This is a genomic window from Nonomuraea ferruginea, assembly GCF_039540635.1.
GTDB classification, from domain to species: domain Bacteria; phylum Actinomycetota; class Actinomycetes; order Streptosporangiales; family Streptosporangiaceae; genus Nonomuraea; species Nonomuraea ferruginea.
In genome coordinates, this window is record NZ_BAABFD010000015.1 from 203,064 (window position 1) to 216,824 (window position 13,761).

Here is a 13,761-nt window from a genome sequence, read left to right on the forward strand (position 1 = left end):
GGGAGCACGGGTGGAAGCGGTTTTCTTCGACATGGACGGCCTCCTGGTCGACACCGAGACGGTGTGGCTGGAGGTCGAGACCGAGGTGATGGAGCAGCTCGGCGCCCAGTGGACCCCCGGGCACCAGGCCCACCTCGTCGGCGGCTCCATGGAGCGCACCGTCGACTACATGCTGGCCGTGTCGGAGTCGACGGTGCCCGCGTGGACGGTCCGGGAGTGGATGGCGACCGGCATGGTGGCCCGCCTGGCGGGCGGCGTGCGGGTCATGCCGGGCGCCTCCGAGCTGCTCGACGCGCTGCGTGACGAAGGGGTGCCGGTGGCGCTGGTGACCGCCTCGCTCAAGGAGATCGCGGACGCGGTGCTGAAGGAGGTGGGGCGCGACCGGTTCGACGCCGTCGTCACCGCCGACGACGTCCTCCGCACCAAACCCGACCCGGAGCCCTATCTGACGGCGGCCCAGCTGCTGGGCGTCGAGCCGGTGCGCTGCGTGGTGCTGGAGGACTCGCCCAACGGGGTGGCCGCGGCGACGGCCGCGGGCTGCGCGGTGGTCGCGGTGCCCAGCCTGCTGCCGGTGGAGCCGGCGCCGGGCCGCTTGGTGGTCTCGTCTCTCGCGGAGGTCGGCCCCTCCGACCTGCGCGCCCTCCTGGCCGCCTGACGCCCTCACGCTCCCGTACGGGCGCGAGAAGGCGCACGGGTGAGCCCTCGGGGACGAACCCGGAGATCCCGTAGGCCGGGAGCCGGGTCCCCCTAAGGGATCGGTGGTTCTCCCGGAGGAGGGGCAGACGCCGGATCGCGTGCCAGGATGGAGAGAAACGCGCATACCGAGGGGTGTCCCGAATGGGTTTCGAACAGATCGCATGGTTCCCGCTCTGCATCGGCCTGACCGCCGCGGGGCTGGTGCTGAGCTTCCTGGCGTTCCGGCGCAGGGGAGCGGCCTCGGGGCTGCGGATGCTCGCCTGGGCGCTGCTGCCGCTGGCCGCCTACCTGACCGACGCCCTGCGCGCGATCTGGACCATCGGCTCCACCGCCGTGGGGTTCGTGGCCAACCTGGTGTTCAACCCGGTGGTGTGGTCGGGCGTGGCCGTGGCCGGGCTCTCGGTGGTGCTGTTCGTCGTCTCCGGCGTGCTGCGCGGCCGTAAGCTCCGCAAGGCCGAGTCCGGGGCGCCCGCCGCCGCCGAGGCCCCGGCGAAGCCCTCCGCGAAGCCCTCCGCTCAGGCGCCCGCCGCAGGCCGGCCGCAGGCGCCCGCCGCAGGCCGGCCGCAGGCGGCCGCCAAGCCCGCCGTCGAGAACAAGAAGGCCTCGAAGGGCGATGACGATTTCTCGGACATCGAGGATCTTCTCCGGCGACGTGGCATCAGCTAGATCCGCGTATGTCACGGATCTGAGACGCAACCAGGACTGGCCGTGGACAATCCCACCAAGATCGATACGAATGCGTTTCGCGTCAATCACAGTTGAGCCACATAGCGGTCTGAGGGGCTAGTCAGCGCAGCTCAGGCCATACATTCTGCCTCCTGAAGGTCGCGACGAAGCGGTCTGAAAGACGAAACTCCAGACAACGTCGTCTGAGAATTCAGGGGGCTATCCGGCATGACCGCACCGCTCGACGTTTCCGGTGCTTCGGCGCAGGTGCCGCCGGAGCCCACGCTTTCCGGAGCGGACAGAGCCGTCCAGGGCCGGTCCCTCACCCGGATCGCCTGGATGCGGCTGCGGCGCGACAAGATCGCGCTCGCCGGCGGCATCACCGTGCTCCTGCTGATCCTCATGGCGATCTTCGCCACGCCCATCATCAACCTGTTCGGTCAGGACCCCCTGGAGTTCAACCAGGACGCGATCGACCCGAACACCCTGCTGCCCCTGGGCGCCTACGGCGGCATGGGCGCCGAGCACCTGCTCGGCGTCGAGCCGGTCAACGGCCGCGACATCTTCAGCCGGATCGTCGCCGGGGCCGGCATCTCGCTGCTGATCGGCTTCCTGGCCACGATCGTGTCGGTGCTGATCGGCACCGTCATGGGCGTCGTCGCCGGCTACTTCGGCGGCTGGGTCGACCAGATCATCGGCCGCATCATGGACGTGTTCCTGGCCTTCCCGCTGCTCGTCTTCGCGATCGCGCTGGTCGGCGTGATGCCGAACGAGGGGTTCGGGCTGGAGGGCAACGGGCTGCGGATCGCCATGCTGATCTTCATCATCGGCTTCTTCAGCTGGCCCAGCATCGGGCGCATCGTCCGCGGCCAGACGCTGTCGCTGCGCGAGCGCGAGTTCGTCGACGCCGCCAGGAGCCTGGGCGCACGCAACGGCTACATCCTGTTCCGGGAGATCCTGCCCAACCTGATGGCGCCGATCCTGGTCTACGCGACCCTGCTCATCCCGGCCAACATCCTGTTCGAGGCCGCGCTGTCCTTCCTCGGCGTCGGCATCAACCCGCCCACCCCCACGTGGGGCGGCATGCTCTCGGAAGCGGTGCGGTTCTACACGCTGCCGCACTTCGTGATCTTCCCCGGTCTGGCGATCTTCATCACCGTGCTGGCCTTCAACCTGTTCGGCGACGGGTTGAGGGACGCCTTCGACCCCCGGGCTCACTGACATTCGCCAACGCTCCATCCCCATCTCCACTAACAAGGGGTATCAATGAGAAGGAAATCCGCACTGGCAGGGGCCGCGACAGCGGCGCTCGCCCTGGTGCTCTCCGCCTGCGGCGGCGGAGGGGGCGGTACGCAGCAGCCGGCGCAGTCGGCTTCGGGCGCGGCCGCGCAACCCGCGGCCGATGCCGCCCTCACCCAGGTCTACAACCCTTCCACCAAGAAGGGCGGGACCCTCAAGGCCGCGCACTCCTCCGACTGGGACAGCCTCGACCCCGGCGACACCTACTACGGCTACTCGTTCAACTTCGGCCGGTTCTACTGGCGGACGCTGACGATGTACAAGCCCGGACCGGGCGCCGAGGGCAACACCGTCATCCCGGACCTCGCCGAGTCCCTCGGTGAGCCGAGCGCCGACGGCAAGACCTGGACGTACAAGATCAAGTCGGGTCTCAAGTTCGAGGACGGCACCCCGATCACGTCGAAGGACGTCGCCTACGCGGTGGCCCGCTCCTTCGACAAGGAGACCTTCCCGCACGGCCCGTCGTACCTCAACGAGCTGCTCGACTGGCCGAAGGACTTCAAGGGCGTCTACAAGACCCCGGACGCCGACTACAGCTCCGCCATCGAGACCCCTGACGACCAGACCATCGTCTTCCACCTGAAGAACCCGTTCGCGTCGATGGACTACGTGGTCCAGATGCCGATGACGGCTCCGGTGCCGAAGGACAAGGACACCGGTGCGAAGTACCGGGAGAAGGTCGTCTCGTCCGGTCCGTACAAGTTCGAGACCAACGAGATCGGCAAGCGCTTCACCCTGGTCCGCAACGACCAGTGGGACCCGGCGACGGACCCGAACCGTCCCGCGCTGCCCGACCGCATCGAGGTCCAGCTCAACGTCAACGCCGACGACCTCGACAACCAGCTCATCGCCGGTGACATCCACCTGGACATCCCCGGCACCGGTCTCCAGCCGGCCGCGCTCGGCAAGGTGCTCCCTGACCCGGCGATGAAGGCCCGCACGGACAACCCGGTGATCCCGAGGCTCTGGTACATCTCGGTGATCCCGGACAACCCGCCGCTGGACAACGTCGAGTGCCGCAAGGCCGTCATGTTCGCCGCCGACCGCGTGGCCAACCAGACCGCCTACGGAGGCCCGGTCGCCGGTGGCGACATCGCGACCAACGTCATGCCGCCGCCCATCGTCGGCCAGGAGAAGTTCGACCTCTACCAGACGCCGGAGAACAAGGGCGACGTCGAGAAGGCCAAGCAGGCCCTCACCGCCTGCGGCCAGGCTGACGGCTTCGAGACCACGATGGTCTACCGGGCCGACCGCCCGCGCGAGAAGGCGCTGGCCGAGGCCATGCAGCAGGCGCTGGCCAAGGCCAACATCAAGCTCAACCTCAAGGGCTTCCCGGCCTCCAGCTACTTCTCCGACTACGCCGGCAACGTCGAGTACGTCAAGAAGAACAACATCGGCCTGGCCGGTCACGGCTGGGGCTCCGACTGGCCCGACGGCTACGGCTTCATGCAGGCCATCGTCGACAGCCGCACCATCCGCGACGCCGGCAACTACAACCTGAGCGTCAAGAGCGACAAGGTCGACGGTCTGATCGACCAGGCTTCGGCCGAGCTCGACGCGACGGCCCGCGCCAAGCTGTGGGTGGACGTCGACAAGGCGGTCATGGAGGACGCCTCCCTGCTGCCCGTGGTCTGGGCCAAGGCCCTGCTCATGCGCGGCCAGGGCGTCACCAACATCGCCTACAACGAAGGCCAGAGCATGTACGACTACATCTTGCTCGGCGTCGAATAGCAGGCGAGGTACGGGGATCTAGCGAAGGCAGGTGAAGGCAGGGATGGCCTGCCCGGCGACGGGCAGGCCATCCGGCCGGTAGCGGTGCTCACATACATCATCAGACGATTCATCGGCGCGATCGCCATGTTGATCGTGATCAGCATGGTCACCTTCGGCATCTTCTTCGTCGTGCCGCAGTGGGCCGGGTCCACCCCCGAGTCCCTCGCCTCGCGGTACGTCGGCCGCGCGGCCACGGAGGAGACGGTGGCCCTGGTCGCCGAGCGGCTGGGATTCAACGATCCCGTGATCGTGCAGTACGGCCGGTTCCTCAAAGGCATCTTCCTCGGTGCCGAGTACGACTACGGCGCGGGTGTGGAGCACTGCCCGGCGCCCTGCCTCGGCTACTCCTTCATCAGCGGCCAGCCCGTCTGGCCTGACCTGATCGACCGCATGCCGGTGACGTTCTCCCTCGCCATCGGCGCCGCGATCCTCTGGGTGGTCGCCGGCGTCTCCGTAGGAGTCATCTCCGCGCTGCGGCGCGGCAGCTTCTTCGACCGCCTGTCGATGGGCACCGCCCTGGCCGGCGTGTCGCTGCCCATCTTCTTCACCGGCATGGTCTCGCTCGTCGTCTTCTCCTACGGACTCGGCTGGACACCGCCGGGCGGCTCGTGGACGGACTTCACAGAGAATCCGGCGCAGTGGGCCTACAACCTGCTGCTGCCATGGATCACGCTCGCGTTCCTGTTCGCCGCCACCTATGCGCGGCTCACCCGCGCGGGCATGCTGGACACCATGGGGGAGGACTACATCCGCACCGCCAGAGCCAAGGGCCTGCGAGAACGGGATGTGGTGGTCAAACACGGCCTGCGGGCCGCGCTCACCCCCATCCTGACCCTCTTCGGCATCGACTTCGGCCTGCTGATCGGTGGCGCCATCCTCACCGAGACCACCTATACTCTGCCCGGCCTCGGTCAGTTCGCCATCCTGGCCATCAGAAACCAGGATCTGCCGCAGGTCATGGGAGTGGTCCTGTTCGCCGCGAGCTTCGTGGTCGTCGCGAGCCTGATCGTCGACCTGCTCTACGCCTGGGTCGACCCGAGGGTGAGGTTGTCGTGAGCTTTCTTGACGTCAAGGACCTGAAGATCCATTTCCCCACCGACGACGGCCTCGTCAGGTCGGTCGACGGTCTCACCTTCTCCCTCGAACGCGGCCGTACCCTCGGCATCGTGGGCGAGTCCGGCTCCGGCAAGAGCGTGACCAGCCTCGGCATCCTCGGCCTGCACAAGGGCGGCCGGGCCCAGATCTCCGGCGAGATCTGGCTCGACGACGAGGAGCTCGTCGCCATGTCCGCCGAGCAGGTACGCCGCCTGCGGGGCAAGAAGATGGCGATGATCTTCCAGGATCCGCTCTCGTCGATGCACCCGTACTACAGCGTCGGCCACCAGATCATCGAGGCCTACCGGATCCACCACGACGTCAGCAAGCAGGTCGCCCGCAAGCACGCCATCGACCTGCTCGGCCGCGTCGGCATCCCCGAGCCGGCCAGGCGCGTCGACAGCTACCCGCACGAGTTCTCCGGCGGCATGCGCCAGCGCGCGATGATCGCCATGGCGCTCTCCTGCGACCCAGAGCTGCTCATCGCCGACGAGCCGACCACCGCGCTCGACGTGACCGTGCAGGCGCAGATCCTCGACCTGATGCGCGACCTGCAGCGCGAGTTCAACTCCGCGCTCATCATCATCACGCACGACCTCGGCGTGGTGGCCGAGCTGTCCGACGACATCCTCGTCATGTACGCGGGCAAATGCGTCGAGTACGGCAAGGCCGACGACATCTTCTACCAGCCCGAGCACCCCTACACCTGGGGGCTGCTCGGCTCGATGCCCCGGCTCGACCGCGAGCCGACCGAACGGCTGCTGCCGATCAAGGGCTCCCCGCCGTCCCTCATCAACGTGCCGCCGGGCTGCGCCTTCCACCCCCGCTGCCCGTACGCCGAGCGCACCGAGGGGCGCGCGTCCACCGAGGTCCCCGACCTGGCCCCGACCGAGCGCGGCCACCTGGTGCGCTGTCACATGCCCAGGACGGAACGGCGGGCGCTGTGGGAGAACGAGATCAAGCCAGTCCTGGAGACCCAGTGAGCGAGAACGAGCCGCTTCTTTCCGTGCACAACATGGAGAAGCACTTCCCTGTGACCGCGGGCCTGTTCAGAAGGCAGGTCGGCGCCGTCAAGGCGGTCGACGGGATCAGTTTCGAGGTGTTCAAGGGCGAGACCCTCGGCCTGGTGGGCGAGTCCGGCTGCGGCAAGTCCACCACCGGGCGGCTGGTCACCCGCCTCCTGGAGCCCACCGGCGGCAAGGTGGTCTTCGAGGGCCAGGACATCACCCACCTGAGCCAGGGCAAGCTCCGGCCGCTCCGCCGCGACATGCAGATGATCTTCCAGGATCCGTACTCGTCGCTCAACCCCCGGCACACGGTCGGCGCCATCGTCGGCGCGCCCTTCCGCATCCAGGGCATCAAGACCGAGCAGGGCACCAAGAAGGCCGTCCAGGACATCCTGGAGCTGGTCGGGCTCAACCCCGAGCACTACAACCGCTACCCGCACGAGTTCTCCGGCGGCCAGCGCCAGCGCATCGGCATCGCCCGCACGCTCGCGCTCAAGCCCAAGCTGATCATCGCCGACGAGCCCGTCTCCGCCCTCGACGTGTCCATCCAGGCCCAGGTGGTCAACCTGCTGGAGGACCTGCAGAGCGAGCTCGACCTCACCTACGTGGTCATCGCCCACGACCTGTCGGTGGTGCGGCACATCAGCGACCGGGTCGCGGTCATGTACCTCGGCAAGATCGTCGAGATCGCCGACCGCAAGAGCCTGTACGCCGCGCCCATGCACCCCTACACCAACGCGCTGCTGTCGGCGGTGCCGGTGCCCGACCCGAAGGCGCGCAGGGACCGCGAGCGCATCCGCCTCACCGGCGACGTGCCCAGCCCGCTCAACCCGCCGCCCGCCTGCCGCTTCCACACCCGCTGCTGGAAGGCGCAGGAGATCTGCAAGAAGGTCGAGCCACCGCTGGAGAAGCTGGCCGACGGCCACCAGGTGGCCTGCCACTTCCCGGAGAACGCCCCGGTCGCCACCGCGGGAGCCGCCGCGGACGACACCGCCCAGGCCTGATCGCCGCCCCGGGCGTCCGCTACGACAGGGCGCCCGGGGTGATCAGGCCGGTCTCGTAGGCCAGCACCACCGCCTGGACGCGGTCGCGCAGCCCCAGCTTCGTCAGCACGTTGCCGACGTGGGTCTTGACCGTCGTCTCGCTGACCACCAGCTTGGCCGCGATCTCCGCGTTGGACATGCCTTTGGCGATCAGCCGCAGCACCTCCAGCTCCCGCTCGGTCAGCCGGTCGAGCCGCGCGGGCGCGGGCTGCTCGTGAGCCGCCGGCAGCCGGGCCGCGAACCGGTCGAGCAGCCTGCGGGTGACGCTCGGCGCCACGATCGCGTCGCCCGCCGCCACCACCCGGATCGCCTGCACCAGCTCGTCCGGCGGCACGTCCTTCAGCAGGAACCCCGACGCCCCCGACCGCAGCGCCTCCACGATGTACTCGTCCAGGTCGAAGGTCGTCAGCACCAGCACCTTCGGCACGTGCGCCGACGGCACCGCCCGGGGCGCGTCGCGCACGATCCGGCGGGTCGCCTCGATCCCGTCGACCCCCGGCATGCGGATGTCCATCAGCACCACGTCCGGCAGCAGCGCCCTCGTCTGCTCCTGCGCGGCCTTGCCGTCGCCCGCCTGACCGACCACCGTGATGTCGGGCTCTGCCTCGAGGATCAGGCGGAAACCGGTGCGCAGCAGCGGCTGGTCGTCCACCAGCAGCACCCTGATCGTCATGATCCGTCCTTCAACGGGAACCTCGCCCGCACCTCGAAACCGCCCCCCGATTTCGGGCCGATGTTCAGAATTCCACCACAGAGGGCCACCCGCTCGCGAATTCCGACCAGACCGTGACCCGCCTCCTCCGGCCGCGCCGCCTCGCCGCGCCCGTCGTCCACCACCCGCACGTCCAGCTCGCACCGTCCGTGACGCACGGTCACCACCGCCTTCGCGCCCGGCCCCGCGTGGCGCAGGCTGTTGGTCAGCGCCTCCTGGACCGTGCGGTAGGCGGCCAGGTCGACGCCCGCCGGCAGCGGGACCGCCTCGCCCTCGACCGACAGCCGCGCCGGCAGGCCCGCCTCCGTCATCTGCTCCACCAGCGCGGGCAGATCGCGCACCCCCGGCTGCGGCCCGAGCTCCACGCCCGCGTCGGTGCGCAGCACGCCCACGATGTCGCGCATCTCGGACATCGCCAGCCGGCCGGTGTGCTCGATCGCGGTCAGCGCCTCCCGCGCCACGTCGGGATCCGACGCCAGCACCTTGCGCGCCGCGGCCGCCTGCACCGTCATCACCGACACGTGATGCGCCACCACGTCGTGCAGCTCCCTGGCGATCCTGGAGCGCTCCTCCGCCCGCGCCGCCCGCGTGTCGGCCGCGTGCGCCCGCTCCAGCCGCGCCGCCCGGTCCTTCAGCTCCTCCAGGTACGCCCTGCGCAGCCGCATGCTCCGGCCCGTGCCCCAGACCGCCACCAGCACCACGGCCATCATCAGATGGTCGCTCCAGTGGGCCGTGCGGACCGGCCCGGCCGCCGCCCCCACCGAGTAGACCGCCAGCGACACCAGCAGCCCGCCCAGCGCCGCGGCCAGCCCCCGGTTGGCGGCCACCGAATAGAGCATCACCAGCGCCCCCACCCCGGCGAGGCCGTAGCCGTAGCCGAAGGCCGCCAGCAGGGTCTCGGGCACCAGGCTCGCGCACAGCCCTGCCAGCGGCCAGCGCCTGCGCGCCGCCACCGGAGCGCAGCTCGACAGCACCAGGAAGGCGCCCAGGGAGTCGGGGCCGCGCAGCCCGTCGACCACCAGCCCCTGCGCCTCCAGCCGGCCGACGTTCTCGGTCAGGAACAGCGACAGCGACACCACGGCCGCCAGCACCGCCAGGACCGAGTCATGGAACGTCGTTCGGTCTGCGCGCACCGCTTCACTGTAAGCCCAGGTGAGCCGGGGCTCCTCCTCCTGCAGGAGGAGAAGGCGGCTACAGCTCGTCGGTGGCGGCGCGGCGGCTGCCGCGCACCGTGTCGCCCGGCTGCCGGTCGGGCACCGGCGGGGGTGTGCCGCCGAACTCGGGGCACAACGCCTGGTGATCGCACCAGTCGCACAGCCGGCTGCGCCGCGCCCGCCACTCGCCGGTGTCGAGCGCCCGCGCGATCGCCTTCCACAGCGCCTTGACCTTGCGCTCGGTGGCCAGCAGATCGGCCTCGTCGGGCGCGTACCGCAGCACCTCGCCCCGCCCGCCCAGATAGACCAGCTGCAGCAGCCGCGGCACCTCGCGGCGCAGCCGCCACAGCACCAGCGCGTAGAACTTCATCTGGAACAGCGCCTTGGCCTCGAACTCCGGCCCCGGGGCGCTGCCCGTCTTGTAGTCGACCACCCGGACCTCGCCGGTCGGCGCGACGTCCAGCCGGTCGACGTAGCCCCGCAGCATCAGCCCGCCGTCGAGCACCGCCTCCACGTAGAGCTCGCGCTCGGCCGGCTCCAGCCGGGTGGGATCCTCCAGCGTGAAGTAGCGCTCCAGCATCTCGCGCGCCTGGGCCAGCCACGCCGCCTGCTCGCCGTCTCCGGTGAACATCTCCGCCAGCTGCGGGTCCTCCTCCAGCAGCCGCAGCCACTGCGGCTCCAGCAGCTCCAGGGCGGCGCGCACCGAACGCTCCGGCGCCGGCAGGTCGTAGAGCCTCTCCAGCACCGCGTGCACGACCGTGCCGCGCACCGCCGCCTGCGACGGCTTCTCCGGCAACTGGTCGACCACCCGGAAGCGATAGAGCAGCGGGCAGGTCATGAAGTCGCCCGCCCGGGACGGGGAGAGGGCTCCGATGATCTCCGGCTCGGTCAACGTCATGACCCGCACTCTAGGCCACCCCTCCGACACAATGCCCCGGCACAAAAGGGACACGCGCGTCCTGGATCACCCTGCGCGGCGCGTAGCATCAAGGCAGGCACAGCCCGTGGCCGAGGGCGCTTTCGACGGCGCGTTCGACGGCTCTGACGGCATGTGGACGGCGCTTGGACGGCAAGGAGTGCGGTGAGCGAGCAGAGCCCGCGACAGGAATCCTCCGGAATTCTGATGGGAAAGCCGTTCGGCATCCCGGTCTACGTGTCGTGGACGTGGTTCATCGTCGCGGCCTTCATCACCTGGCTCTTCGGTGACACCTTCCGCTACATGATCCCCGGCGTCAGCGCCGCCGGGGCCTACGGCGTCGCGTTCGCCTTCGCGGTGCTGCTGTACGTGTCGGTGCTGCTGCACGAGCTGGCCCACAGCGTCCTGGCCAAGTGGTACGGCCTGCCCGTCCGCCGCATCACCCTCTACCTGCTCGGCGGCGTCTCCGAGATCGAGAAGGAGCCGCCGACCCCCGGCAAGGAGTTCATGGTCGCCGCCGCCGGGCCCGCGCTCTCCCTCGGCCTGGCCGGCGTCGGCTGGCTGGCCGACGTCTTCCTGGTCGAAGGCGACGGGATCCCGCAGGTGCTCATCTGGCAGCTGTGGGTGGCCAACCTCATCGTCGGCGTCTTCAACCTGCTGCCCGGCCTGCCGCTCGACGGCGGCCGGATGCTCCGCGCGGGGATCTGGAAGATCGCCCGCGATCCCGGCACCGGCACCGTCGCCGCGGCCTGGGGCGGCCGGATCCTCGCCGCGCTGCTCGTCGCCGCCCCCTTCGCGCTGGCGACGGCCACCGGGCAGGAGATCGACTTCCGCGACCTCATCTGGCCGCTCGTGCTGGCCTCCTTCATCTGGATGGGCGCCTCCCAGTCGCTGCGCGCGGCCCGCATCCGCGCCCGCATCCCCCAGGTCAACGCCCGCACCCTGGCCCGCAGGGCGATCCCCGTCACGGCCGAGACGCCGCTCGCCGAGGCGCTGCGCCGGGCCTCGGAGGAGCACGCCGGCGCGCTCGTCGTGGTCGACCACGACGGCCGCCCGCTCGCCATCGTCAACGAGTCGGCCGTGCAGGCGACGCCCGAGCACCGGCGCCCCTGGGTGAACGTCGGCTCCATGGCCAAGTCCCTGGAGCCGTCCCTGGTCCTCGCCGCCGACCTGGTGGGTGAGCCGCTCATCGAAGCCATGCGCGAAACCCCCGCGGGCGAGTACCTCCTCGTCGAGCGGGGCGGCGAGATCTACGGCGTGCTGTCCACCGCCGACGTCAACCGGGTCTTCACCGGCGTCTGATTTGTCCCACTCGAATAAGCGGCCGGCCACGACTAGTGTCTTTCCCGGTGATCTAGCCGGCCCTGCGATTCGAAGGCACGACGTCTGGCCCGATAGTGTGCTGTTTGGCCAAACTTGCACAGTTGACGGGTCCACCGCGTCCCACGGTTCACCGAATCGAGACGCGACGCGGCCCCGTTGCCTGGGTATGCGTATGGCTGGTGGCCAGCACGGTGATGCGCGCACCACGGCATCGCCTGCTTCCGGGAAGGACAGTTGAGTGACCGAGCGCAGCACGGTCATGTGGGAGGACTCATGACGGACCAGGGCTTCGGGACGGTGCGGCCGCTTCCCGGCAACGGGCTCGTCGCGTACGAGAGCGGCCTGCTCCTGGTGTGCGACGTCGACGAGGACTCCGGCACCCGCCTGATCGACGCGCTGCGCCAGACGGCCGCATCCGGGGGCGACGGCAGGGCGCTCGCGCGGCGCGCCGCCCAGGTGCTCGCCGCCACCATGACCAGCGACCCCGGCACCTGCGCGGTCGCCGGCCGCGTCGGCGACGGCGTGGCCGTCCTGGTCAGCGGCGCCGCCTCCGCCCACGTCACCGGCCCGGCCGGCGAGACGCGCCTGTCCGGCAGCGACTCGCTCACCTGGGCCGACCGGCTCATCGGCGGCCCCGTCGAACGCGTCGAGCTGGTCCTGCCCGGCGCCGGCCGCCCCCACCCCGCCGTCCGCTTCGAGAGCGGCGTCGTCCACGGCGGCGGCATCGTCGGCGAGCTCACCGCCCAGAGCCCGGCTCCCTCCAGGCCGCTCACCAGCGAGATGCCCAACACGGCGCTCCACTTCGAGCCCGACCTGATGCCGCGCCAGGAGCCGCCCGCGCCCGCCCAGGCGCCGCCCTACCCCATGTCGGGCACCGACCAGCCGCCGCCGCTCCCTCCCCAGCCGCCCTCCGGCCCGCAGCCGCAGCCCCACTCCCAGCCGCAGATGGGGCCGCCGGTCATCGACCAGCCGCCCGCCAGGCCCGAGCCGGCGCCGTTCCCCTCCTACGACGAGCCCGCGCCCGCCGCGCCGTCCTCCGGCAACGGCACCATGCCGGAGTACGAGCAGCAGCCCGCCCCCATGGGCCCGCCCCCGCAGGACCACTACGACCCCGGCCCGCCCCTCATGGGCCCGCCCCAGGACCTGCAGCCGCCGATGGGCCCGCCCCACGACCTTCACCCGCCCATGGGCCCGCCGTCGCAGGAGCAGCAGGCCGCGCCCGTCCAGGAGCAGGACCACGGCGACCGGCCGCTCGTCTACGGCGTCGACTGCAAGAACGACCACTTCAACGACCCGCGCGCGCCCTACTGCGCGGTGTGCGGCATCGCGCTCGTGCAGCGCGCGCTCGTCCCCTACAAGGGCCCGCGCCCCGCGCTGGGCGTACTCGTCCTCGACGACGGCACCGCCCTGCCGCTGGAGACCGACTACCTGCTGGGCCGCGATCCCGAGCGGGCGCCCGAGGTCGCCGGCGGCAGCGCCCGCCCGGCCAAGGTGACCAGCCCCGACGGATCGGTCTCCCGCCGCCACCTGCGCGTGGCGCTCGACGGCTGGGACGTCAACCTGGTCGACCTCGGCTCGGTCAACGGCACCCAGATCCAGCCGCCCGGCGACCCCAACTTCTACGACATCCCGCCCAACGAGCCCGTCACCATCGCCCCCGGCACCACCGTCCGCGTCGGCGTCTCCCGCACCCTCCGCTTCGAACCCCACCGCGGCTGACACCCCACGCCCCGCGCCTTCCCCGAAGGCGCGGGCATCATCGACGCCCAGCCCCTCTCAGGCTGGACCACGTCGACGTCCTCCCCGTACACAACCCCTTCACCGTACGGACCTAGTCACCGTACGGACGCAGACCGCGAATAGCCTCAGCCTCCCGCCCGACCCTCGCCGTCCCCATCGGCCCTGGGGTCCCACCGGACTTGGCGCCCCGTACGACGGTGTGTACGGCCCTCACGCCCCGTACACACCGTTGGCTGACGAGCCGCAGATCGCCGGGATCGGGCCGACCGCTCCCGCCGCGACTTGCCCTTCAAGCCCCAACCAGCCCTATCGCCCTGCGGTCTCAGCCTCTCGAACG

13 protein-coding genes are annotated in these 13,761 nt (G+C 70.5%); 9 read left to right on the forward strand and 4 right to left on the reverse strand.

The features are described 5' to 3' along the window. Positions 1–10: 10 nt before the first annotated feature. From ABD999_RS27665 to ABD999_RS27680, 4 genes are all read left to right on the forward strand, one after another. Complete coding sequence (locus tag ABD999_RS27665; protein ID WP_148031405.1) at positions 11–655, forward strand: HAD family hydrolase; 645 nt, start codon at positions 11–13, stop codon at positions 653–655. A 182-nt stretch (positions 656–837) separates the two neighbouring features. Further along, positions 838–1,362, forward strand: coding sequence for a cellulose synthase (locus tag ABD999_RS27670; RefSeq protein ID WP_345482960.1), 525 nt, complete (start codon positions 838–840; stop codon positions 1,360–1,362). Between the two features lie 228 nt (positions 1,363–1,590). Continuing rightward, positions 1,591–2,583, forward strand: a complete 993-nt coding sequence (locus ABD999_RS27675; protein WP_219545732.1) for an ABC transporter permease — start codon at positions 1,591–1,593, stop codon at positions 2,581–2,583. A gap of 45 nt (positions 2,584–2,628) precedes the next feature. Further along, positions 2,629–4,392 carry an ABC transporter substrate-binding protein gene (locus ABD999_RS27680; RefSeq protein WP_271278803.1) on the forward strand — a complete coding sequence of 588 codons (1,764 nt, stop codon included), beginning with the start codon at positions 2,629–2,631 and terminating at the stop codon, positions 4,390–4,392. Here ABD999_RS27680 and ABD999_RS27685 read toward each other — a convergent pair. Further along, positions 4,368–4,544 (reverse strand): hypothetical protein, encoded by a 177-nt coding sequence (locus ABD999_RS27685; protein ID WP_219545787.1) that lies wholly within the window; start codon positions 4,542–4,544, stop codon positions 4,368–4,370. The genes ABD999_RS27680 and ABD999_RS27685 overlap by 25 nt on opposite strands. Here ABD999_RS27685 and ABD999_RS27690 point away from each other — a divergent pair. The 3 genes from ABD999_RS27690 to ABD999_RS27700 are packed head-to-tail and all read left to right on the forward strand — an operon-like array spanning position 4,477 to position 7,540. Continuing rightward, entirely contained in the window at positions 4,477–5,490 is a 1,014-nt protein-coding gene (locus ABD999_RS27690; RefSeq protein WP_219545730.1) for an ABC transporter permease, read from the forward strand. The genes ABD999_RS27685 and ABD999_RS27690 overlap by 68 nt on opposite strands. Then, positions 5,487–6,512, forward strand: coding sequence for an ABC transporter ATP-binding protein (locus tag ABD999_RS27695; RefSeq protein ID WP_219545729.1), 1,026 nt, complete (start codon positions 5,487–5,489; stop codon positions 6,510–6,512). Before ABD999_RS27690 ends, ABD999_RS27695 begins: the two co-directional genes overlap by 4 nt. A gap of 32 nt (positions 6,513–6,544) precedes the next feature. After that, positions 6,545–7,540 (forward strand): ABC transporter ATP-binding protein, encoded by a 996-nt coding sequence (locus ABD999_RS27700; RefSeq protein WP_271278808.1) that lies wholly within the window; start codon positions 6,545–6,547, stop codon positions 7,538–7,540. A 19-nt stretch (positions 7,541–7,559) separates the two neighbouring features. On the opposite strand, the gene ABD999_RS27705 is transcribed toward ABD999_RS27700, so the two are convergent. The 3 genes from ABD999_RS27705 to ABD999_RS27715 are packed head-to-tail and all read right to left on the reverse strand — an operon-like array spanning position 7,560 to position 10,343. Beyond that, entirely contained in the window at positions 7,560–8,252 is a 693-nt protein-coding gene (locus tag ABD999_RS27705; RefSeq protein WP_148031410.1) for a response regulator, read from the reverse strand. Beyond that, on the reverse strand, positions 8,249–9,424 hold the full coding sequence (locus ABD999_RS27710; RefSeq protein WP_148031411.1) for a sensor histidine kinase: 1,176 nt from the start codon (positions 9,422–9,424) through the stop codon (positions 8,249–8,251). Before ABD999_RS27710 ends, ABD999_RS27705 begins: the two co-directional genes overlap by 4 nt. Before the next feature lie 58 nt (positions 9,425–9,482). After that, positions 9,483–10,343: a RecB family exonuclease gene (locus ABD999_RS27715; RefSeq protein ID WP_148031412.1), complete on the reverse strand. Its 861-nt coding sequence runs from the start codon at positions 10,341–10,343 to the stop codon at positions 9,483–9,485. A 225-nt stretch (positions 10,344–10,568) separates the two neighbouring features. Between ABD999_RS27715 and ABD999_RS27720 the strand changes: the two genes are divergently transcribed. Together ABD999_RS27720 and ABD999_RS27725 are read left to right on the forward strand one after the other, a co-directional pair. Then, entirely contained in the window at positions 10,569–11,663 is a 1,095-nt protein-coding gene (locus tag ABD999_RS27720; RefSeq protein WP_187281139.1) for a site-2 protease family protein, read from the forward strand. 294 nt (positions 11,664–11,957) lie between these two features. Continuing rightward, a complete protein-coding gene (locus ABD999_RS27725) occupies positions 11,958–13,403 on the forward strand; it encodes an FHA domain-containing protein (protein ID WP_148031414.1) in 1,446 nt (481 codons plus the stop codon). Positions 13,404–13,761: the final 358 nt, after the last annotated feature.

Excerpts from the sequence above, each read along its gene's own strand:
- ABD999_RS27715 (WP_148031412.1), bottom strand. The coding sequence starts at position 10,343 with ATGACGTTGACCGAGCCGGAGATCATCGGAGCCCTCTCCCCGTCCCGG.
- ABD999_RS27680 (WP_271278803.1), top strand. The coding sequence starts at position 2,629 with ATGAGAAGGAAATCCGCACTGGCAGGGGCCGCGACAGCGGCGCTCGCC.
- ABD999_RS27675 (WP_219545732.1), top strand. The coding sequence starts at position 1,591 with ATGACCGCACCGCTCGACGTTTCCGGTGCTTCGGCGCAGGTGCCGCCG.
- ABD999_RS27720 (WP_187281139.1), top strand. The coding sequence starts at position 10,569 with ATGGGAAAGCCGTTCGGCATCCCGGTCTACGTGTCGTGGACGTGGTTC.
- ABD999_RS27725 (WP_148031414.1), top strand. The coding sequence starts at position 11,958 with ATGACGGACCAGGGCTTCGGGACGGTGCGGCCGCTTCCCGGCAACGGG.
- ABD999_RS27700 (WP_271278808.1), top strand. The coding sequence starts at position 6,545 with ATGGAGAAGCACTTCCCTGTGACCGCGGGCCTGTTCAGAAGGCAGGTC.
- ABD999_RS27705 (WP_148031410.1), bottom strand. The coding sequence starts at position 8,252 with ATGACGATCAGGGTGCTGCTGGTGGACGACCAGCCGCTGCTGCGCACC.
- ABD999_RS27670 (WP_345482960.1), top strand. The coding sequence starts at position 838 with ATGGGTTTCGAACAGATCGCATGGTTCCCGCTCTGCATCGGCCTGACC.